The organism is Paenarthrobacter sp. CM16 (assembly GCF_013179505.1).
Lineage (GTDB): Bacteria > Actinomycetota > Actinomycetes > Actinomycetales > Micrococcaceae > Arthrobacter.
On the sequence record NZ_JABMCX010000009.1, the window covers coordinates 1 to 21415 of the forward strand.

17 protein-coding genes are annotated in these 21415 nt (G+C 62.1%); 11 read left to right on the forward strand and 6 right to left on the reverse strand.

From position 1 onward, the window contains the following. Positions 1-824: ABC transporter substrate-binding protein (locus HP499_RS01365; RefSeq protein ID WP_253951310.1), on the reverse strand; the 824-nt coding region annotated here is incomplete at its 3' end. An 80-nt stretch (positions 825-904) separates the two neighbouring features. Further along, positions 905-1975 carry a LacI family DNA-binding transcriptional regulator gene (locus tag HP499_RS01370; RefSeq protein WP_172322179.1) on the reverse strand — a complete coding sequence of 357 codons (1071 nt, stop codon included), beginning with the start codon at positions 1973-1975 and terminating at the stop codon, positions 905-907. A gap of 489 nt (positions 1976-2464) precedes the next feature. Here HP499_RS01370 and HP499_RS01375 point away from each other — a divergent pair, with 489 nt between their 5' ends. Further along, positions 2465-3493: a DUF808 domain-containing protein gene (locus HP499_RS01375; RefSeq protein WP_172322180.1), complete on the forward strand. Its 1029-nt coding sequence runs from the start codon at positions 2465-2467 to the stop codon at positions 3491-3493. Positions 3494-3499: 6 nt separating this feature from the next. On the opposite strand, the gene HP499_RS01380 is transcribed toward HP499_RS01375, so the two are convergent. Next, positions 3500-4546 carry an AAA family ATPase gene (locus HP499_RS01380; RefSeq protein WP_172322181.1) on the reverse strand — a complete coding sequence of 349 codons (1047 nt, stop codon included), beginning with the start codon at positions 4544-4546 and terminating at the stop codon, positions 3500-3502. Between the two features lie 66 nt (positions 4547-4612). Between HP499_RS01380 and HP499_RS01385 the strand changes: the two genes are divergently transcribed. From HP499_RS01385 to HP499_RS01410, 6 genes are all read left to right on the forward strand, one after another. After that, on the forward strand, positions 4613-5959 hold the full coding sequence (locus HP499_RS01385) for a cytochrome P450 (protein ID WP_172322182.1): 1347 nt from the start codon (positions 4613-4615) through the stop codon (positions 5957-5959). 141 nt (positions 5960-6100) lie between these two features. Beyond that, positions 6101-7573 carry an aminotransferase class I/II-fold pyridoxal phosphate-dependent enzyme gene (locus HP499_RS25425; protein WP_172322183.1) on the forward strand — a complete coding sequence of 491 codons (1473 nt, stop codon included), beginning with the start codon at positions 6101-6103 and terminating at the stop codon, positions 7571-7573. A gap of 68 nt (positions 7574-7641) precedes the next feature. Next, on the forward strand, positions 7642-8439 hold the full coding sequence (locus tag HP499_RS01395; RefSeq protein ID WP_172322184.1) for a carbon-nitrogen hydrolase family protein: 798 nt from the start codon (positions 7642-7644) through the stop codon (positions 8437-8439). A 107-nt stretch (positions 8440-8546) separates the two neighbouring features. Further along, positions 8547-9386 carry a gamma-glutamyl-gamma-aminobutyrate hydrolase family protein gene (locus HP499_RS01400; protein WP_172322185.1) on the forward strand — a complete coding sequence of 280 codons (840 nt, stop codon included), beginning with the start codon at positions 8547-8549 and terminating at the stop codon, positions 9384-9386. Positions 9387-9613: 227 nt separating this feature from the next. Continuing rightward, on the forward strand, positions 9614-11389 hold the full coding sequence (locus HP499_RS01405; protein ID WP_172322186.1) for an N-acetylglutaminylglutamine amidotransferase: 1776 nt from the start codon (positions 9614-9616) through the stop codon (positions 11387-11389). Beyond that, positions 11389-12777, forward strand: coding sequence for a M20/M25/M40 family metallo-hydrolase (locus HP499_RS01410; RefSeq protein ID WP_172322187.1), 1389 nt, complete (start codon positions 11389-11391; stop codon positions 12775-12777). Before HP499_RS01405 ends, HP499_RS01410 begins: the two co-directional genes overlap by 1 nt. A 16-nt stretch (positions 12778-12793) precedes the next feature. Here the strand turns inward: HP499_RS01410 and HP499_RS01415 are convergent, their stop codons facing one another. After that, on the reverse strand, positions 12794-13570 hold the full coding sequence (locus tag HP499_RS01415) for a GAF and ANTAR domain-containing protein (protein WP_172322188.1): 777 nt from the start codon (positions 13568-13570) through the stop codon (positions 12794-12796). Between the two features lie 253 nt (positions 13571-13823). Here HP499_RS01415 and HP499_RS01420 point away from each other — a divergent pair, with 253 nt between their 5' ends. The 3 genes from HP499_RS01420 to HP499_RS01430 are packed head-to-tail and all read left to right on the forward strand — an operon-like array spanning position 13824 to position 17642. After that, positions 13824-14870, forward strand: a complete 1047-nt coding sequence (locus tag HP499_RS01420) for a homoserine dehydrogenase (RefSeq protein WP_172322189.1) — start codon at positions 13824-13826, stop codon at positions 14868-14870. Then, the gene (locus tag HP499_RS01425) at positions 14863-16278 is read left to right on the forward strand and encodes an aldehyde dehydrogenase family protein (protein ID WP_172322190.1); all 1416 of its coding nucleotides are present in this window, start codon (positions 14863-14865) and stop codon (positions 16276-16278) included. The genes HP499_RS01420 and HP499_RS01425 overlap by 8 nt, the downstream gene beginning before the upstream one ends. Continuing rightward, entirely contained in the window at positions 16275-17642 is a 1368-nt protein-coding gene (locus HP499_RS01430; RefSeq protein WP_172322191.1) for an aspartate ammonia-lyase, read from the forward strand. The genes HP499_RS01425 and HP499_RS01430 overlap by 4 nt, the downstream gene beginning before the upstream one ends. Before the next feature lie 47 nt (positions 17643-17689). Here the strand turns inward: HP499_RS01430 and HP499_RS01435 are convergent, their stop codons facing one another. Both HP499_RS01435 and HP499_RS01440 read right to left on the reverse strand, forming a co-directional pair. Then, a complete protein-coding gene (locus HP499_RS01435) occupies positions 17690-18874 on the reverse strand; it encodes an MFS transporter (RefSeq protein ID WP_172322192.1) in 1185 nt (394 codons plus the stop codon). An 81-nt stretch (positions 18875-18955) separates the two neighbouring features. Further along, entirely contained in the window at positions 18956-19843 is an 888-nt protein-coding gene (locus HP499_RS01440; protein WP_172322193.1) for a dihydrodipicolinate synthase family protein, read from the reverse strand. Positions 19844-19956: 113 nt separating this feature from the next. Here HP499_RS01440 and HP499_RS01445 point away from each other — a divergent pair, with 113 nt between their 5' ends. Continuing rightward, positions 19957-21354: a PLP-dependent aminotransferase family protein gene (locus HP499_RS01445; protein ID WP_172322194.1), complete on the forward strand. Its 1398-nt coding sequence runs from the start codon at positions 19957-19959 to the stop codon at positions 21352-21354. The last annotated feature ends 61 nt before the right edge of the window (positions 21355-21415 follow it).

Genomic DNA, 21415 nt, shown 5'->3' on the forward strand with positions numbered 1-21415 from the left:
TACTGGCGGTGTTCCTTGTCCTTTGAAACGAAGGTCTTTTCTATGTTCGGGATGTACTGCGGTGCCCAGTCCACATCGCCGTTCGCAGCGGCGAGGTTGGCGCCGTCGTTGCCTGCAAAAGCAAGCATCTTGATGCCTGCGATCTTCTGCTTTTCCGGCTGCCAGTAGTTGGGGTTCTTCGTCAGCACGAAGGACTGGGCCTGGAAGCTGTCGATCTCGGTGTACGGTCCTGTGCCTACCGGCTTTGCGTTCGCATCCTTTTCGGGGTCCGGCAACGCGGACCAGATGTGCTTGGGCAAGATGGTGAGCTGACCGACGTCGTACAGGGCAGGCGACCATGGCTTGTTGAAGTTGAAGGTGACCTTGTTGCCTTCAGCAGTGACGGTGTCCAGATAGTCGAAGCCGCCCTTGATCTTTTTCTGGAGTTCGAAGGTATAGGCAACATCGTCGGCCACGAAAGGCTGGCCGTCGGACCACTTCACGCCGTCACGGAGTGTAAAGGTGATGGACTTGCCATCCTCTGCTGCCGTCCACTCGGTGGCGAGCCAGGGCACAGTGTCGCCCTTCGCCGGATTGAAAATCAGGAGGGATTCGTAAATGGACTGCTGAACCATCGGATTCACGGTGGGAGCGAACGGGTTGAAGTTCTGCACGAACGTACCCATGTCCTCACGGGGAATGGTGAGGAATGCGCTGGCGTTCGCTCCGGCGTCGGAGGTGCTTGTCTTGGTGACATTGGCTGTGCAGCCGGTGAGCAGCATCGCGCCCACGGCAAGGCTTGCCGCTGTCATCCGGGCAGCCCGGAAGTATCGGGGTTGTGTCATGATGGTTATCTCTTTCCTGTCTTCATCGTCCAAGGTGAAGGGGTGGGTGAGGGGTTTGCTCTTCGACGTTGATTTCGCGGTCAGACCGAAGAGCGTTCTAGCAGCGGACAGTCGACCAATTGCTGGTCGGCAATGATCGGCTGTCCTGCTGTTAGTGCGGAGAGTGTTTGGACGCCCAAGGCGCCCATTTTTTCGAAGGGCAAGGCAACCGTAGTCAGCTTCGGTCGAAGGTAGGCCGCAATAAGCTCCTGGTTGTCGAAGCCGATCACAGCGATGTCCCCGGGGATGGTCAGGCCCCGTTCCTTGATGGCGTCATAGGCGCCCATGGCCATGCGGTCATTGAGGCAGAACAGCGCCGTTGGCCTGTCCTTCGGCGGATAACGGTCCAGGATCAGGCATGCGGCGTCGTAACCGCCGTCCGCCGTTGCGTATCCGGACACCACCAGTTCCGGGTCCAGTTCCAGTCCGGCAACGGCAAGTGCTTCGCGTGCACCTTCCAATCGCCCCACTGCAGCAGGAATAACCGGGTCAAGATTGATGACTCCGATCCGTTCGTGGCCGGCTTGGAGCAACCGTTCGACGGCGACCCGGCCGCCGCCACGCTCGTCAGGGACGATCGAGGGCAGCTTGCCGTCAGCGTCAAAGCAGTTGATCAAAACGGTGGGCACTTCATTGGCGCTCTCGGGAACGTGAACGCCCCGGTGGAAAGTGGCTGCGTAGAGAAGTCCTTCCACCCGTTGTTCAAGCAGCTTTTCAGTCGCAGCATCTTCCAGGCCTTGGTTCGGTCCTACGGCATCGGCCTGGTCGGAGGGCGCGATGAGGAGGAACCGGCGGTCAAGCCAAGCTTGATCCTGGGCACCTTTGATGATGTCGACAGCGAAGGGCGCCGTGACGATTTCCGTCACGATCCCGTACCAATCACTGCGCCGGGATGCCAGCGCACGGGCGCCTGCATTGGGGCGGTAACCCAATTCCTGCACGGCGTGATTGATCCGGGTGCGGGTTTCCTCCGAGATGCTCGCGTTTTCACGATTGCTCAACACAAAGGAAACAGCAGTCCTGGAGACACCGGCATGCTTGGCGACGTCCTTCATGGTGACCCCGCGCTGGCGTACAGCCGCGGGGTTGCCAGGGGTGGTGCTTTTCGCCATCGAATGCTCCGGTGTTCTCTTGGTCCGCGCCAAACATTCCTTGTTTGGCTTGCCCGGCAGATGAGGCGAGTAACGCGCGTTACCTGCTGGGCATGTGACTTAGGTTACCCGCGTTACTTCGGCTCTGTCAACACTCCTGCAAGGCCGCTGCCGGCTACCTTTCCCCAGGCGCCTCTTTGTCGGTTTCGGGCTCCGCTTTGCGGGGGGCGTCGTGAACCTTTTTCGGCATCCCGCCTTCAACGTCAGCGGGGACGGGTGGGTCTTTTTCTTCATCAGTAGACATGGAGCCAGCATAGGCCGAGGGCGCGGGGTTGCCCGGCACGCATTGCGCGCATCGAGGTGAATTCCACGTGGCAATGTCGACTGAAAGGCGCGTCACGCCCTCCGGGATATTTGCCCGCCAACGTATACTCCGAGCATGCCCTTCACGCTCCTCTTACCAGTTGACCATTCCCTGTCGTCCTGCCTTAACCAGGACGGAGCAGCGCTGTGAGCGGCGGTCTCGTCGCCCTGCTGGATGACATCGCTGCCCTGGCCCGCATAGCGGCTGCCTCCGTGGACGATATCGCAGCAGGAGCCGCCAAGGCCGGCGCCAAAGCTGCCGGCGTAGTAATCGACGACGCCGCGGTTACCCCGCAGTACGTGTCCGGAGCGGACCCCTCCCGCGAGCTACCCATGATCAAAAAGATCTTCTGGGGTTCGCTGCGCAACAAACTGGTGATCATCCTCCCGGCCCTGCTGCTGGTCAGCGCCTTCATCCCGGGCATCATTCCCTTCATCCTCATGTTGGGCGGCAGCTACCTCTGTTATGAGGGCGCCGAAAAGGTCTGGCACAAACTCCGTGGCCACCACGCTGCCACCGAAAAGGCACCTGCGGTCCAACGCGGCCCCGAAGCAGAGGCCAAAGTAACCAAGGGCGCCATCACCACCGACTTCATCCTGTCCTGCGAAATCATGGTGATCGCCATGAATGAGGTCGCCACCGAATCCATCTGGGCCCGGGCGCTCATCCTCGTCGTTGTGGCGATCGCCATCACGGTCATCGTTTATGGCGCTGTGGGACTCATCGTCAAGATGGACGACATCGGCCTGCACCTGACCACCAAGGACTCCGCAGGTTCCCAGCGGTTCGGACGACTACTGGTCAAGGGGATGCCCGCCGTCCTGGCCGCGATCACCCTCATCGGAACCATTGCCATGTTGTGGGTGGGTGGCCACATCATGTTGCAGGGCGCGTACGATCTCGGCTGGCATGGCCCTTACGACCTCGTGCATGTCCTGGAGTCACCCTTTGCCGGGATCCCCGTCGTGGGCGGTTTCCTGGCTTGGTTGGTGAACACGTTGTGCTCGGCTGTTCTTGGCGCCATTTGGGGTCTGGTCATCATGGTCATCCTCCACCCGCTGCTCAAGGTCCTGCCGTTCGGGAAGAAGAAGGACGCTCACGAAGAAGGCGATCTCCGCGCCGCGATCTCCGGGCATCGGCCGGGGAACGATCACGGCCGCAAGGATCAGGCCTGATTTCCCTCAGGCCAGCCAGCGCCACCAGCGCGGTTGTTGCCGTTCCAGGGCACCTTCCGGCGTTGGTTCAGGCCCTGGCTCCTGGCCAAGGGCCAGAGCGGCCTCAACAACATCATCCTCGGTGAGCGTCATGACGGCTTCGCGATCAAGTGCATCAAGACTTTGCCCTTCATTGCGTGAGAGCCGCAGCGCCTGACGGTTGAGGGCCTGCTCAAACAGGGTGCGGGCGAACCGGGCGTTGCCGGAATCCTCGCCGGCGTGAAGCCCGGCGAGGATTCGCCGCAGCATCCCGTCTGCGCCCGGCTCCAGCGTGTACTGGTGTTGAGCCAGCATCTGATGAAAGATCGTCTCGAGTTCGTCCACGGAGTAGTCGGGGAAAGTGATCTCCCGGGCGAACCGGGAGCGAAGCCCAGGATTGGAGAGCAAAAAGGCTTCCATGAGCCGGGGGTACCCGGCCACGATCACCACCAGGCGGTGGCGGTGATCCTCCATTCGCTTAAGCAAGACCTCAATGGCCTCCGGTCCAAAATCCATCCGACCGTCATCCGGAGCCAAGGCGTAGGCCTCGTCGATGAACAAGACACCATCCAGCGCCCGCCGGATCACCCTGTCCGCCTTGATGGCGGTGGCCCCGACGTACTGACCCACCAGTCCGGATCGGTCCACCTCCACCAGATGCCCCTTCTGCAGCAAGCCAACCGCACGGTACATCTCGGCCAGGAGCCGCGCCACGGTGGTCTTGCCAGTGCCTGGATTTCCGAGGAACACCAAATGTTGGGATGTGGCCACCTCAGGAAGGCCATGGGCTTTGCGGCGGGCCTGCACCTGGAGCAGTGCCACCAGCGCCCGCACCTGCTCCTTCACCGTCTCCAGCCCAACCAGGGCATCGAGCTCAGCTTGCACCTCGGATAGTGGCCGGGCCGGGCCGGGCCGGGCACCCATAAGATCGCCTACCAGGTCATCGACGCGTTCTGAACCTGGCAGCTTGAGCTGATTGGCCAGATGGCCGATGGTTTCCCTCAACTCATCGAGCGGATTTCGGCTTGCAGCCATACATCCACTGTAATCCCCGATCCGGCCATAGCGCCTTGGCCAGGGGAAACTAAGTATGCTTATGGCATGAGCTCTCCTGCCTCACTCCCACAAGCCTCAATGCGGGACACGGCCGCATTCATTGCTGAAGTGTTCCTCCCCACGGTGGCCAAAGGGCCCATCAAGAGGAGGCCACGGATGGAAGCCGCCGCCGAACGGTTCGGGCTGGATGCCAGGGCCGTCGCCAGAATGCAGAAATTGAGCCGCACCTACCCGGAGGGTCCCCTCCTCCTGCGCCTGCCTTTCCGGAAGCAGGCCGTGGCCCTTCATCCCTCAGAGGTGCACCTGGTCCTGGAGAACTCTCCCGATCCCTTCTCTCCCGCCAGCAGCGAAAAGCGTGGCGCCTTGGCACATTTTGAACCTCGGAACGTGCTGATTTCCACGGGCGGGGAACGGTCTGCCCGCCGTGCGCTGCAGGAACAAGCCTTGGATGCACACAGTCCGGTGCACCACCTTGCCCGCCACTTCCTGCCAGTCATCAACGAAGAAGCCGGGCACCTCATCGCAGGGCTGGCGGAGGAGAAGCAGCTGGACTGGGAACAGTTTTCCGGCGCGTGGGACCGGGTTGTCCGACGGATTGTTTTCGGCAACAACGCCGCGGACGACGTTGATTTGACCGCGAAGCTTACGCGCCTGCGCAAGGACGCCAACTGGTCCTCCTTGAAGCCCATGCGCTCCACGACGCGCGCGGCCTTCCTATCGACAGTCCGCCAACGGATGCTTGCAGCAGAACCTGGCAGCCTGGCGCATTCCTTGAAGGCACATGATGGATCACCAAAGACGGCACCGGCGGACCAGATTCCGCAGTGGCTCTTCGCTTTCGACCCGGCGGGCATGGCCACCTTCCGCACGCTGGCCCTCTTGGCATCCCACGGGCCCCAACTGCAAAGCGTCAGGCTGGAACTTTCCCGGGACGCATCCGAGCACCACCATTTGCCCTACCTCCGGGCTTGCGTCCTGGAGTCGCTCCGGCTTTGGCCCACCACCCCCATGATCCTGAGGCAAACCATCCGGGAGGTTCAATGGCCCCACGGCATGATGCCGGGGAACTGCGGCGTCCTGGTCTTCGCACCCTATTTCCACCGGGACGTTCGAGCGCTTCCGGGGGCTGAGCTATTTCAACCAGAGCTTTGGATCGGACAGGGCCCGGATCACAGTCCGGATTTGGCGCTGGTTCCCTTCAGCGAAGGCCCGGTCCGTTGCCCCGGCCGTCAGCTGGTCCTGATGCTGACAAGTGCCTTCCTGGCCCAGCTCGTAGAGCGCACGGATTTTCTCCTCAACGAGCCCAAGCGACTGGAACCAACAGAACCCCTTCCTGCGAACCTCAATCCCTTCTCACTCAGTTTCACCCTTCACCCGCGCGAGGGACGGTGAAGTGTCTGCGGGCCCGAAGCAACGCCTCGGCCAACCCGCCCACCATTCATTCCTGATTCACCGTGTGCTTTGGCGGGTACTAACAGGGAGAGTCCGATCACTGAATTGTCAGTCAGATCTGCGCGAGGGATGGAGAAGACCATGGACCAGAACGAAGCACCGTTGCTTGACGCCTTGGCCGATTACCACCGCCTGGACCGCTATGGCTTTACGCCACCCGGTCATCGTCAAGGGCGCGGCGCCGACCCCCGCTCCCTGGAAGTCATGGGTTCGGACCCTTTCCGCTCCGATGTCCTGTCCACGGCCGGCGTGGATGATCGTAAATCCTCCGGCGGGTACCTCAGCAAGGCGGAGGAACTGATGGCCGAGGCGGTGGGCGCGGACAAAGCGTTCTTCTCCACCTGCGGCAGCTCTCTTTCGGTCAAAGCCTCAATTCTGGCCGTCACCAAGGGCAGCGGCGATCTGTTGATCGGGCGCGACGCCCACAAGTCAGTGGTGGCCGGAATCATCCTTTCCGGTCTGCAGCCCCGATGGATCCGTCCCCAATGGGACCGGGACCTGCACATTGCCCACCCTCCGTCTCCAGAGGAAGTGGAGAAGATGTGGCAGCGATACCCGGATGCTGCTGCAGCCCTCATTACCAGCCCCACTCCTTACGGGACATGCGCAGATATCCAAAAAATTGCCGAGATCTGCCACTCCCGCGGAAAGCCACTGATCATCGATGAGGCATGGGGCGCACACTTGCCATTCCACGATCGGCTGCCCACCTGGGCCATGGACGCCGGCGCCGACATCTGTGTGGTCAGCGTCCACAAAATGGGCATGGGCTTCGAGCAGGGTTCGGTCTACCACCTCCAAGGCAGCCTTGTGGATCCAGTACGCCTCAGCCAGTGTGCGGACTTACTCTCCACCACGAGTGCCAACGTCATGATCTATGCGGCCATCGACGGCTGGCGCCGCAAGATGGCCCTCGAGGGACAAGCAGCACTGGAGAAGACACTGACTCTTGCCGGGAACGTAAGAACCGGGCTCGACGCCTTGGACGGACTCCATGTTTTGGGACCTGAACTGGTCCGGGCCGAAGCATCCCATGACTTTGATCCCCTCCATATCCTGATCGATGTCTCTGAGCTGGGCATTAGCGGCTACCAGGCAGCGGACTGGCTGCGTGATAAGTGCCGACTGGACGTGGGGCTCAACGATCACCGCCGCATCGAGGCGACCTTGTCCCAATCCGACGATGACAAGACCACCGCTCGGTTGCTCGAGGGCATGCGGCAGCTCATCGATGCGGCCCCGGACATGCCCGAACCGGCAAAGGTGGAGCTTCCGGCTCCGGAAGATCTGGAAATGGAAACCGTCCTGCTCCCCCGCGATGCGTTCTTCGGGCCCGTGGAAAATGTGCCGGCCGAAGAAGCTGCAGGCCGGATCGCGGCAGAACAATTGACGCCCTATCCTCCTGGAGTGCCGGCAATCCTCCCCGGCGAAAGAATCAACGCCGCAGTGGTGGAATACCTGCGAACTGGAACTGCGGCAGGGATGGTCCTGCCGGATCCAGCGGATCCAACGGTGAAAACCATCAGGGTGGTGGCACATCAGCGGGATCAATGATCCGGGCAAGGCCCGGTTCATGGAGGCCTGGGGTTCACCGATCGCCCTCTCCACGGCACTCTTGATGTATGAGGATCGCTTCAGGGCAGTTCAGCGCGGGGATCGATTCGCAGCGCAATCTCCAAGAGATCCTGCAGATGATGACATCGGCTGCCCGTGGGGGTGCTGAGCTGCTGGTTTTGCCCGAGTCCTCTCTCTACGCCAGCAGCGAGCCGCCTGCAGCCTTGGCCCGGGCCGCCCAGCCACTGGACGGTCCGTTCATCAGCGCCATCGCAGCATCAGCCCGCGATCTGGAGCTCCCCGTGGTGGTGGGAACCACGGAAACGAACCCGGTCGGCCTCCCCTTCAACACCGTCGTGGCGCTCGATGCACGCGGTTCAGTTCACGCGACGTATCGAAAAGTCCACTTGTACGATGCCTTCGGATACACCGAAAGTTCCGGAGTCAGTCCAGGCACCATCACACCGCCGGAGCTACTGGTTTTCGGTGCCCTGCGTTTGGGAATGCTGACATGCTACGACCTCCGCTTTCCCGAAAGTGCCAGATACCTGGTTGACGCCGGGGCGAACGTCCTGCTCATCCCGGCCATGTGGATTGTGGGTCCGGGCAAGGAGGATCACTGGAGCACCCTGATCCGGGCCAGGGCCATCGAAAACACTGCCTATGTGATCGCAGCCAATCAAACAGGACCCCTCGCCACCGGATATTCCGTCATGGTGGACCCCTTTGGTGTGGTCATGGCCAGTGCCGGAGAAGCCCCGGAGGTCATCCATTCCGAGCTCACGGCCCAACGGATCAGTGAGGTCCGCGCGCGGGTCCCCTCGCTGCTGAACCGGCGTTTCACCGTGGTTCCCAAGCATCCGTGACAGCAAGAGGACGTGACCGGACTGACATCCGTTTTTGACATTCCCGAAATAAAATGCGGTGTCCCCTGTCCTAGAATTTAAGGGACGTTTTACCCCGGAAGGACCCCATGGAAACCACAGACACAGTAGTAAAACCCGTCATTGGACTCACCACGTACCTGGAACAGGCAGGTACAGACGGTTGCGGCACTGTGGAGGCCGCCTTCCTTCCGGAAACCTACCTGACTCCCCTGACCCGGGCTGGAGGGATCCCCGTCCTTCTGCCGCCGCAGCCGATCACAGCGGGGGTCATAGAGCTTCTTATCAGCCGTTTGGATGGCCTGGTGATCCCCGGCGGCTGGGACGTCGACCCCGCTCTTTACGGGCAGGAGCGCCACGAAAAGACCGATCAGCCACGCCCGGAGCGAGACGCCTGGGAGCAAGCGCTGATCCGGGAAGCCATCCGCCAGGACATCCCGCTGCTCTGCATCTGCCGTGGCGAGCAACTGCTGAACGTCACGCTCGGCGGCACCTTGCACCAACACCTCCCCGAGGTATTGGGAAAGGACCTCTATCAAGCAGGCGGCTACCAGTTCACCTTGATTCCGGTGATGGTGCGGCCGGATTCTCTTTTGGCCCGCTTGACCGGACTGAGCCTGGACGCCGTACCGGTATCCCATCACCAGGCAGTGGACACGCTCGGTGAGGGGCTTGTGGCCTCGGCATGGAGCGAGGACCGCATTGTCGAAGCGATCGAGTACCCGGAAAACACCTTCACGGTGGGCATTCAGTGGCACCCCGAGGAACTCCCGGAGGAATTCGGCCTGTTCCGGGGTTTTATCGAGGCAGCACGCGGAAAGTACCTGTCCCGTCTACTCCCCGTGTCCTCGGCTCCTGCCTCGGAAGAACTCAGCGTCGCCCTTAGTGGGACACCGGCCCTGCCCTCAAGCCAACTGCCGACGCATTGACCACAGGTATTGCACGACTGTAGTTTTGCTTGCCCTAAATAACTAAGCATGCTTACTATAGGGGTGCTTTCGAGGTTAAGCAGTTAGCCCGCAGCTCTGCCGAGGAGCACCTGTGGATCGCCACATCATCCCTCATACGAAGACCGCAGCAATGCACTTCAGCGACACGGCAGCAATGACGCCCGATGTCGCAGGCCTTGGCAGCCCATCCAAAGCAAGGAACAGCGATGTGCGGAATTGCCGGCGAAATAGCATTCAGCGGTAGGCGGGCCTCCAGGGAATCAGTCTTGGAGATGATGGGGGCAATGACAACCCGGGGGCCGGACGGGCAGGGCATCCGGGACGCCGGCTGGGTAGTGCTGGGACACCAAAGGCTCAGCATCATCGACCTCTCCCCCGCTGGTGCGCAGCCCATGGTGGATGGACACGTAGCCATCACATTCAACGGCTGCATTTACAACTACAAAGAACTTCGCCGGGAACTGGAGCCGGAGTTCACCTTCGAATCCACCTCGGATACGGAGGTGATCCTGAAGGCCTATCAAAAGTGGGGCCAGGACTTCGTGCATCACCTGACAGGGATGTTTGCCATTGCGATCACCGATACGCATCGCCGGGAAGTGCTTCTGGTCCGGGACCGCTTGGGAATCAAGCCCCTGTACGTGACCAACCTCCAGGGACGGATGCGGTTCGCTTCGACGCTTCCGGCGCTTGTGTCCTCCGGAGGAGTGGACACTTCCCTGGACGAGACAGCACTGCACCACTACCTCAGCTGGCACTCGATCGTCCCCGCTCCCAGGACCATCCTCAAAGGGGTTGCGAAAATTCCCGCAGCCACCATCAGGACCGTCAAGGCGGACGGCACATGGCAGGACCGTGAGTACTGGAAGCCGCAATACACACGCAACGAGCGCTATTCCGGCTGGTCAGCCAAGGACTGGGAGGAAGCGGTCACCGATGCCCTCCGAGCAGCAGTACGACGCCGGATGGTTGCCGATGTGCCGGTAGGCGTCCTTCTGTCCGGCGGGCTCGATTCAAGCCTGTTGGTAGCCCTGCTGGCAGAGGAAGGACAACACGGGCTCTCCACGTTCAGCATTGGATTTGACGGAGCCGGCGGAGATTCGGGCAACGAGTTCATCTACTCAGACCGGATTGCCGAAACGTTCGGCACCAGGCACGAGCGGCTCCACATCAGCACAGCTGACTTTGCCCCCGCCATCCCGGCTGCCGTGTCCGCGATGTCCGAGCCCATGGCCAGCCACGATGTCACCGCATTCCATCTCCTGTCCGAAGCTGTCTCGCATCATCTGAAAGTGGTTCAGTGCGGCCAAGGGGCAGATGAGGTATTTGCCGGCTACCGGTACCATCAGCCCCTCGCGTCCGTGCCTCGGGACCAGGCCTTGAGCACTTTTACTTCCGCCTTTGTGGACCACACGAACCACCAAGTTGCTGACATGGTGGAGCCGGAATGGTGGACAGGAAAAGATGCCAGCCGGGACCTCTTGGCCGCGCACCTCGCCCAACCCGGCGCCGACACCGCATTGGATGCCGTGCTGCGCTTGGATACACACCTGCTCATGGTGGACGATCCCGTCAAGAGACTGGATAACATGTCCATGGCGTGGAGCATTGAGGCCCGGGTTCCCTTCCTGGACCAGCATCTGGTGGAACTCGCTGCTGCCTGCCCGCCCGGGCTCAAAGCATCACAGGGGGGCAAAGGCATCCTCAAGAATCTGGGACGCAAGGTTCTGCCCAAAGAAGTGGTGGACCGGCCCAAAGGATACTTCCCCGTACCAGCACTAAGACACTTGGAGGAACCATTCCTCTCCCTGGTAGGCGAGGCCCTTCATGCGCCCGAGGCCAAGCAGCGAGGCCTTTTTCGCTCCGACTTCGTCGAAGGGCTGCTGGCTAATCCCAACGAGCGCCGGACCCCCGTGAACAGCAACGTCCTGTGGCAGGTGGCGCTTCTGGAAATGTGGCTCCAAAGCCATGGTGTGGGCTGATGCCGGTAATCGAGGACCTCGGGGAGGCTGTGGAGGCCGATTTTGCCGAAACCACACTCCAGCTTTCGGAGTTGGTACGGACGCCAGCCATTGCGTGGGACGCCTATGATCCCGGCGAGTTGGACACGGCTGCCTCGCAGGTAGCCGGGCTCCTTCGAAAAGCCGGGCTGACCGACGTCGTACTTCTTCAAGCGCCGCGCCCTGACGCACGACCGGGTGCCCCCGCGGTGGTGGGCCGCAAGCCCGCGCAGGCTGGCAAGCCCACCATTCTGCTGTACGCGCACTACGACGTCCAACCTGTTGGTGACCTGGCGCTGTGGAATAGTCCCCCATTTCGCATGGTGGAACGGGACGGACGATTCTGGGGCCGCGGCGTTGCAGACAACAAGGCCGGGGTGATCCTCCATGTCGCTGCCCTTCGCGCCGTCATGCGCGTCCTCGGTGATGAGTTGGGCGTGGGTATCACCGTGCTCATCGATGGTGAGGAGGAAGTGGGATCGCCCAGCCTGCCCGTACTGCTGCAGGAACATCCCGCCCTGCTCAACGCCGATCTTGTGGTGGTGGCCGACTCCGGGAACTGGCAGGTTGGGATACCTGCGCTGACCACAAGCCTGCGTGGCTTGATTTCGGGGACCATTGAAGTCCGGACCCTGGAGCACGCGCTGCATTCAGGCACCTACGGCGGGCCGCTGCTGGATGCCGCGACGGTTTTATCGCGACTGATCACCACACTGCATGACGACGACGGCGCTGTGGCCGTGCGCGGTTTACCCGTTTTTGAACCGGTTGCCACCCGGAGCCCTGTTCCGCAGTTCGACGAAACAATGTTCCGAAGGGACGCCCGGGTGCCGCCCGGCACCATCCTTGCGGGGCGCGGAACCTTGGCATCCCGCTTGTGGAACAAGCCGGCGCTGTCCATCATCGGCATGGACGTGCCTTCGATCGCAGAATCCTCCGACACGCTGTTGCCCGTGGCCAAAGCCAGGCTCAGCCTGTCCCTGGCCCCGGGCACCAATACTTCCGAGGCCATGGAAGCGGTCAGGCAGCATGTTGAAGGTCTCTCCCCCTTTGGGGCGGATGTGCGCTTTATCCCCGGCGGCAGGACGGAGGGCTTCGCCGGCGATTCTTCCTCGGCAGCAGCACAAGCCATGCTTTCTGCCATGACTGAGAGCTGGGGAGTGCCGGCGGTGTGCATGGGGGTGGGAGGTTCAATCCCGGTGGTGGACATGCTGGCCAGGCTTTGCCCGGAGGCCGATGTGCTGATCACTGGTGCCGAAGACCCTGATTCCAGGGCGCACGGGGCCAACGAGTCGATTCATGCAGCCGACTTCCAGAAGGGAATCGTTGCCGAAGCGCTGCTTCTGGCCCGTATGAATTCCGCTCCCTGACAATGCCTGGGTGGCCCTACTCCTCGAAATGTGCGGTGACTTGCCGTTCGCCCGCAACGGAGGCAACAATGGACGCGGCAACGTCATGGAGCTTGATATTCCGATGACTGGATGAGTCAGCGATGATCCTGAATGCCGCCTCCCGGCCGCAACGGTTCTGTGCCATCACGATTCCCACTGCGTTATCGATGACCGTACGGGACTGCATGGCCGACGTGAGGTCATCGCGGGTGTGCTTCAGGTGAGCGATCCTCAGGGCCAGCCTTAGCGAGACAGCCCCATGTTCAGCGAACGCTTCCGCCGCCAGGATGCGGGGCTCTCCAAACCCCGCGGCGGGAACGCAGTAAAGGTTCATGACAGCTTCAGCTTCGCCTGCGAGTTCCAAGGCTACTGCCAGGATGGATCCAATGCCCTCCTTCCTGACGGCCTTCATGTACTGGGGCCAGCGGCTCTCGGCAGTGGTATCAGCGACGTAAACGACGCTCCTGTCGCGCAGCGCGGTCAGGCACGGCCCGTCCCCGAAACTATTTTGAAGTGTGTCCAGTCGGCGGGCCCGCTCATCACTGCTGGCCGCGACAACTCCTCTTTTTCGCCTGACGACGGTAACGCCGCACATCACCGTTTTTGTATCGGTGGAAAACCTCGATGCCGCCAGGGAGGAGAAGTGACACAGAAAATCTCCAACGTCCGGGCTGTCCAGGACCATGTCCTGCAACGTGCACCCAAGATCAGGACCAAGCCCGGGATCGATTGCGGTGATGTCCAGGGCCTGTGCCTGCTGATGCTTGCTCATAGCTCTGAAACCCTCTCGGCTGATTGCAATAAATACATTGTGTCTGCTTCCCATCAGTTGCTAAAGGGGTTCCGGCTTTTCTTCGCTGGAGCAGCGGAACCCTGCGTTGAAGATGCGGCCACCAGCATCCCGTTCACATCGGTTGTGGTTTGGGCGTTTCGGCATCCCCGACGGGCGATTCGTATCTAGGTAACTGACACTCCCTGGGCCGAGGCTTGAAGGACAGCATCACCGCCCTACCAAGGAGATCGAAGTGACTACTTACAACCTGGCCCTGATCGGTTTCGGAGGCGTCAACCGCGCCTTGGCAGAACTGATCCGCGACAAGCCCCGGCGATTCGCTTCCCTCGGATTCGAGCTCCGCGTCGTAGCCATCACCGACCTTGCCTTCGGATCGCTCGTGCAGGGCGACGGCATCGACCTTGCAGCTGTCCTGGCCATGCCGCGCGGATCATCCTTCGACGGGCTCCCGGGCGGCAGTTCCGACCCCCGCAACGAAGATGTCATCAAGAACAGCCCTGCAGACATCGTCGTCGAAGCGACCTTCACCAGCCCGATCGACGGCGAACCGGCTGTTTCGCACGTGAGGTGGGCCATTGAGTCCGGCAAGCATGTAGTGACCACCAACAAGGGACCCGTGGCCCTGAAGGGAATCGAACTGAGCAAACTCGCTGCCGGGAATGGCGTCCGCTTTGAGTACGAAGGCGCCGTGATGAGCGGCACGCCCGTGATACGCCTGGCACACAAAATGCTCGGCGGGCTTGATGTAACTGCAGTGCAGGGAATTCTGAATGGAACCAGCAACTACGTGCTGGGCCGCATGGAAGCAGGGCTGGGCTTGGACGAAGCCATTGCCGAAGCCCAGGATCTCGGATATGCAGAAGCTGACCCCACCGCGGATATTGGCGGCTCTGACGTCCGGCTCAAAGTTGCCATCCTGGCGAACGAACTGCTGGGCGCCACCATCGACCCCGGCGATGTAGCGACCACCGGCATCCAGGACATCACGAGCGAGGACGTAGCCGCGGCACTGGCAAACGGACTGCATTGGAAATTGGTCGGTGAAGCCCGCCGTGAAACCGACGGCCGGGTCGTCGCAACCGTGCAGCCACTCGCTCTGGCGGCTGACCACCCCCTTGCCGGCATTTCCGGTGCCACCAACGCCGTTTCCTTCAGCACCGACCTCCTTGGACCTGTCACGGTTTCGGGTCCGGGAGCCGGTCGCGTCGAGACTGCCTACGCCCTGATTTCCGACATCATGGCCGTCAACGAATTCGCTAAAGGAGCCGTCCGTGCCTGAAACAGCCATCGCCGAACCCAACTCTCCGGTGACAACCCATGAACTGGTGGTGCGCAACAAGTTTGACCATACCGTCCTTGCCACCTTGGATCAGTGCTCCGAGGCGGACGTCAGGGTGGAGCTCATTCGCGCAGCCGCGGCCGCTCCCAATGCTGCAGCGATGCCGCGACACGAGCGCGGCCGGATTCTCGATACCGCCGCGGAACTTCTTCAGGAACGAGCCGGGATGGTGGCCGAACTGATCGTTGCCGAAGCCGGAAAGACCATCAAGCAGGCCCGCAAAGAAGTTTCCCGCGCAGTGAACACCCTCAAACTCTCCGCTGCGGAAACACGCCGGAACGTTGGCGAAGTTGTTCCGTTCGACTCGTTTGCCGGTTCTGAGAACCGGCAGGGTTGGTTCACCCGTGAACCACTGGGACTCATCGCGGCGATCACCCCCTACAACGACGCCTTGAACCTCGTGGCCCACAAACTCGGCCCCGCGGTAGCCGGCGGCAACACCGTCATCCTCAAGCCCTCCCAACTGACCCCGCTCACGGCCATCCTCCTGGTTGACCTGCTGCGGGAAGCAGGCCTACCCACCGAGTTCATCACCGTTGTCCTGGGTGACCGCACCATCGCGCAAACGATCATCTCCTCCAAGCTGGTCCGCATGGTCTCCTTCACCGGAGGTTTCGCCACCGGGCGTGCCATCGCGGCGAATGCCGGCATCAAGCGCTTGTCCATGGAACTGGGCGGCAACGCGCCTGTCATTGTCTTCGACGACGCCGACCTTTCCACCGCCGTCGAAGCCTGTGTTTCCGGTTCGTTCTGGGCAGCGGGCCAGAACTGCATCGGCGCCCAGCGGATCCTCGTCCAGCGTTCAGTCTTTGATGCCTTTGTACAGGACTTCGTCAAACAAACCGCGGCGCTGAAGACCGGCGACCCCCGCGACGAACAGACCGACGTCGGGCCCATGATCAGTAACGCCGCCGCAGCCGAAGCCAAACGCAAGATCGACGCGGCGGTTTCAGCTGGTGCGCAACTGCTCGCCGGCGGAACCCTCAACGGGCCGGTCCTCACACCTGCTGTGCTCACCGGAGTGCCCCGCAACTGCGAAGCCTGGAGCGAGGAACTCTTCGCCCCTGTGGTTTTGGTGGAACCCTTCGACACCGCCGAGGAAGCCATCGAACTGGCCAACGACAGCGAATATGCGCTGCAGGCCGGAGTATTCACCAAAGACCTGGGCCGGGCCTTGGCCACCGCCAAGGCAATCGACGCCGGCGGGGTCATGATTAACGACTCCTCCGACTACCGACATGACGCAATGCCGTTCGGCGGATCCAAGTACGGCAGCATGGGCCGCGAAGGCGTCCACTTCGCCTACGAGGAAATGACCCAGCCCAAAGTCATCGCGATCGCCTCATGATCACAGGAGTCAGGATCGAGCGGGACAGCCTGGGGTCCCTGGCTGTCCCGCACTCCGCACTGTGGGGAATACACACCGAGCGGGCCATCCTCAACTTCCCCATCAGTGGAATTCCCTTGGGAACCCACCGCCACTTGGTCCGGGCACTCGCCTTCGTCAAGAAAGCCGCAGCCCTCACCAACACCGGGCTGGGACTCCTCCCGGCAGACATTGGCAACGCCATCGCTTCAGCCTGCGACACCGTGGCCGCCGGCGACGTCGACCACGCTTTCCCGGTGGACGTCATCCAAGGCGGCGCGGGAACATCGACCAACATGAACGCCAACGAGGTCATCGCCAACCTCGCCCTGGAAGCCTTGGGTCACCCGCGGGGCTCCTACGATATAGTGGACCCGATCGGGCACGTCAACAAATGCCAGTCCACCAATGACGTCTACCCGACGGCGGTGCGCCTGGCCCTGGTGTTCGCGTTGGAGGATCTGCTGGAGCGTCTGGCCTTGCTTTCGGCAGCGTTCGCTGAGCGCGGCGAGGCGTTCGCCTCCATCCCGAAAGTTGGACGCACCCAACTCCAGGATGCTGTGCCGATGACCCTGGGACAGGAGTTTACAGCGTTCTCCGTGACGCTTGAGGAAGACCAGCGCCGGCTGCGCGAGGCGGCCGCGTTGTTACTCGAGTGCAGCCTCGGCGCCACAGCCATCGGCACCGGGATCACTGCTGATCCCCGGTATGTTGCAGGCATCATTGACCAGCTCTCGGACGTGAGCGGGGTGCAGTTGGTCCGCGCCCATGACTTCATCGAAGCGACGTGGGACACCGGTGCGTTCATGACGTTTTCCGGAGCGCTTAAACGCACAGCCATCAAGCTCTCCAAAATCTGCAGTGACCTCCGGCTGCTCTCCAGCGGACCACAAACAGGACTGGGCGAGATCCTGCTCCCTCCACGCCAGGCAGGCTCCTCGATCATGCCCGGGAAAGTCAACCCGGTGATCCCGGAGGTGGTCAACCAGATTGCGTTCCTGGTGGCCGGAGCCGACCTCACCGTCACCATGGCTGCGGACAACGGACAGCTTCAGCTCAACGCCTTTGAACCGGTGATCGCCCATACCCTGTTGCAATCACTGAACTGGCTCACCAATGGGACCGAAGTGCTGCGGGACCTTTGCGTCGAGGGCATCGAAGCGAATGAAGCTTTGCTGAGGTCCCGTGCAAGAGCCTCCACGGCGCAAGCCACTGCACTGCTTCCACTGGTGGGCTACGCCGTGGCAGCAGAACTCTCACACCGCGCTCTTGCCTCAGGGCAAAGCATCCTCGACCTCGCTGTCGATGAAGGCCTGCTCCTGCCTGAACAGGTCCCGGGCTATTAGGCGGCAGGCGGAAAGCGGCCTGCCCTTCCTCCCCCTGCCGCGAAAGGTCAGGTCCGGTGCCGGTCCCTCCGACGGTCCAGCAATGAGGTCATCACCGCGAGGGCGATAAGACCGGATGCCAGGAACAAGGGAAGCTGGGTGGCAGGGGCAATGAGTGCCCCTGCCAGTGCCGTCCCGGCCGATCCGGCCGTGATTTTCAGGGCCCCGATCCACACGAATACCTGGCCCCGCGCAGCGGTTGGCGCGTATTCGCTGCGCGCGGCCAGAGTGGACGCGAAGAAGTAGGAATTCAGTACTCCGGCACAGGCAAAAGCTGCAACCGCCAGCGGGAACTCACCGGCAACGGCTGCACCACACAAAGCAACCGCGACTGCGGCAGCCAGCCACGTCATCAGCGGATCCGCGTCGGTTTTCAGTGGTCGGATCATGACTCCGGCTGAACCCAGGAGTCCGCCGAGCCCGTAAGCGGCTGTCAGGATACCGGCTGCAGCCGGGGCAACCCCCAATTCCCCGGTTGAGGCCACCGCCGTAATCGGCAACGCCGCCACTGACAGCGCCACGATCACTGTCATATACAGGGTGCGCCTCAGCGGGCCGCTGGAGACCATCATCAGCAACGTCCGGCCAGGCCGGGGAACCTCAGCGGCGATCGAAACCGGGGGCGTGTAAGGCAGGAGCCTGATCAAGGCGGCGGCCACGAACGTCAATGCCGCGAGCATCAAGGCTGCCGTAGCCGGATTGACCCAGGCAGAGACCGCCGCAACCAAGGATGGCCCGATTGTCCCGCTGATCCCGTAGGTGGCCACGTCCCAGCCCTGAGCACGCCTTTGGCTGGTCCTGCCGGGTCCTGCGATTGCTGCCAGCCTGCTGCTGATACCGCCCGTCAGGAGGGGACCGACCAGTCCGGAGGCAATGAGCAACACGCCGGGGACGCCGGGCGGCGCTAACGGGAAGAGGAGAACGGCGGCTGCCAGGGTGGCCCCGTGGACCACGCATGCCCACGCAATCACCGTCCTGCCATCCTTGGCTGTATCGAGGCTGCGCGCAACGAGTGGTCCGAAGAGGTGCGGAGCCGTGATGCACGCTCCCAGAATTCCGGCCACCCAACCGGGCGACCCACTGGTGGTCGCCAATAGGACGATGGCTACAACGGCACCACCATCAGCACTTCGAGCCAGGGTGGCAGCCAGCACATAGCGGGCAAGGCCGCCTGCTGTCCCCTGCTGCTCCATCCTTGGTTGGCTGTTTTTCCTTGATGATTGAAGGGCCCCAATCCCCCTCCTTGCCGGGGCAATTCGATACTGACCCAACTGCTAAGCCTCCAAACCACAGCGCCGAATGGCCTCGGCCACCTTTTCCCGCCCCTCGGAATCCAAACCGTGGAGGGGCAGTGGCAATGCTGAGGACGGCACGATGCCAAGATCCTCGGCCAAAGCCGCAGTCACCCGCAGGCTTCCATAGGTGCGGAACAGGGACCAGACGGGTTCCAGGGCCGAGGAAGCGGCCAATGCCAGATCACTTCGACCCGCCACAGCGTGGTCAACAAGAACCCTGGCCTGGTGGGGCAACACCCCGGCTATCACCGAGTACCAGACATTGCATCCAGCCAGCAGCGCCTCGGCGGCGACCCAGTCGCCGCTGATGCCAAGTGATGTTCCCTGAGGCAGGCCCGTCTTGAGCCTGGTCACCCTGGCAGCAACTTCCCCCGCTGCGGGCGGCGGAATCTTGATGGAGGCTATCCCCGGGATTCCTGCGATCCTGGAGTGCAGGTGGTCACTGAATGTGAAACCGGTGGTGCCCGGGTTGTCGTACACAACGATCGGAAGATCAGACTCCGCCGCTACGGTATCGAAGAGTCCGAAGACCTCCGCCTCCGAAAGCCGCTGGTAGGACACGGGGGCCAGCAGCAAAGCTGAAGCGCCGGCGCCTTGGGCATCACCGGCAAACATCAGGACGTCCCGTGTGCGAACGGCCCCAATTCCGGCGAGGACGGGGACGCCGCCGGAAGCCTCCACCGCGACCTCCAAGACCGACCGCCGCTCCTCCCGGGAGAGGTATGCGTAGTTTCCCGTTGAACCAAGAACACCCAGAGAGTCCACACCGGCCTGAGCTGCACGGTCCACCACCTTGGCGAGGGCACGGAGGTCCACCCTTTCACCAGCCATGGGGGTGAGGGGGAATGCGCTGAGGCCGTTAAACACTGGTTCCTGCTTTCATCGTGCTGCAACGAGGCAGCGCTTATGTGTCACAGTCCATGCTCCCAAAGGCCTTGGTCCTACACTAGGTCCAAGAAACAAGAAGTCCGGAGGTCCAAGTGAGTGAAGCCGAACTACCGATCGAGTTGGACAGGAGCGGCCCCGCTTCCCTCGCAGCCCAGGTGGCCAGCCAATTGCGGGTGGCCATCCTCAACGGCGTTTTGCAGCCGGAGCATACACTTCCCTCTACCCGGCGCCTTGCCGTGGAATTGTCGGTCTCCAGGGGTGTGGTGGTGCGTGCCTTCGAACAACTGTCCGGCGAGGGGTTCCTGGAGGGCAACGGTGCGGGCGGCACCAAAGTGGCCGTCCGCCCGGATATGCACCCACGCCCTGCCCAAGTCAGGCAACCTTCCAGTGCCCGGCCCAAGGCTGACGTCATAGACCTCACGCCGGGCCGCCCCTCCGGATCACCGTTTCAAGACAGGCAATGGCGCAGCTCCTGGAAATTGGCCGTAGCGGAGGAAGGCAAGGTCCAACTTCCGCCGGCATTGGGAACCTGGGCGCTTCGAGAAGCCGTGGCTGACCATTTGGCCGTTTCCAGGGGCCTGGCCATCGATGCTGATGGTGTCATCATCACCGCCGGAACCAGTGATGCACTGCAGCTCATCGTGGCCATGCTCCGCACCCGGGTGGCTCGTCCGAACATCCTGGTTGAAGACCCGGGGTACCCCACCGCGCGCCGGGTCATGACAGCTGCCGGGGCCCGGATCAATACAGTCCCTGTGGATGAGAACGGTCTTAGGGCCTCTCAGTTGGCCGACTTGAAGAGCACGCCGGACGCAGTCCTGGTAACACCCAGCCATCAGTATCCCCTGGGTGGCAGGATGGCGGTTCAGGAAAGAATCGGGTTGCTTCATTGGGCCGGACACCACAACGTCCTTGTGCTTGAAGACGATTACGACAGCGAATTTCGACACAGCAGAATGCCCCTCCCGGCAGTGGCATCCCTCCCCGGCACCGCCGACGTCGTCCTGCTTGGAACGTTTTCCAAGAACCTCAGCCCGTGGCTACGATGCGGTTACCTGGTGGTTCGGGGTAATGCCGGCCAACGGATCAAAGCCACACGGGAAGCTCTGGACACGCCGGTGGCCGGCGTACTGCAGTCCGCGATCGCTCACTACATCAAGGGTGGTGGCCTTTCCCGTCACGTCACCCGAGCCAGGCGCGAATACTCCCATCGCCGATCCCTTCTCATTGACCGGCTTGGTCACAGAAAAGACCTGGAGCTCTCAGCCTTGGATGGCGGGCTGCACGCCGTGGTGCATTTCAAGGCCCCGGAGGCAACTGAAGTGGCGGCCAAGGCCTTGGCCCAGGGTGTGCTGGTGGTACCCCTCGCCGCATATTACGCTGATCGCCAGGCCGAGAACGGGCTCGTTCTGGGCTATGGTGCCGTGTCCGATCTGCAGCTCTCCAAAGCTTTGGCTATCCTGTCCGGCCTCATGGGATCAGGGGCTTAGGTGATACGAGGGCACTTGGGGACTGACGATCGCACGATCGGCGGCAGCCTGTTCACAGCCG

Excerpts from the sequence above, each read along its gene's own strand:
- HP499_RS01370 (WP_172322179.1), bottom strand. The coding sequence starts at position 1,975 with ATGGCGAAAAGCACCACCCCTGGCAACCCCGCGGCTGTACGCCAGCGC.
- HP499_RS01380 (WP_172322181.1), bottom strand. The coding sequence starts at position 4,546 with ATGGCTGCAAGCCGAAATCCGCTCGATGAGTTGAGGGAAACCATCGGC.
- HP499_RS01385 (WP_172322182.1), top strand. The coding sequence starts at position 4,613 with ATGAGCTCTCCTGCCTCACTCCCACAAGCCTCAATGCGGGACACGGCC.
- HP499_RS25425 (WP_172322183.1), top strand. The coding sequence starts at position 6,101 with ATGGACCAGAACGAAGCACCGTTGCTTGACGCCTTGGCCGATTACCAC.
- HP499_RS01395 (WP_172322184.1), top strand. The coding sequence starts at position 7,642 with ATGAGGATCGCTTCAGGGCAGTTCAGCGCGGGGATCGATTCGCAGCGC.
- HP499_RS01400 (WP_172322185.1), top strand. The coding sequence starts at position 8,547 with ATGGAAACCACAGACACAGTAGTAAAACCCGTCATTGGACTCACCACG.
- HP499_RS01405 (WP_172322186.1), top strand. The coding sequence starts at position 9,614 with ATGTGCGGAATTGCCGGCGAAATAGCATTCAGCGGTAGGCGGGCCTCC.
- HP499_RS01410 (WP_172322187.1), top strand. The coding sequence starts at position 11,389 with ATGCCGGTAATCGAGGACCTCGGGGAGGCTGTGGAGGCCGATTTTGCC.
- HP499_RS01415 (WP_172322188.1), bottom strand. The coding sequence starts at position 13,570 with ATGAGCAAGCATCAGCAGGCACAGGCCCTGGACATCACCGCAATCGAT.
- HP499_RS01430 (WP_172322191.1), top strand. The coding sequence starts at position 16,275 with ATGATCACAGGAGTCAGGATCGAGCGGGACAGCCTGGGGTCCCTGGCT.
- HP499_RS01435 (WP_172322192.1), bottom strand. The coding sequence starts at position 18,874 with ATGGAGCAGCAGGGGACAGCAGGCGGCCTTGCCCGCTATGTGCTGGCT.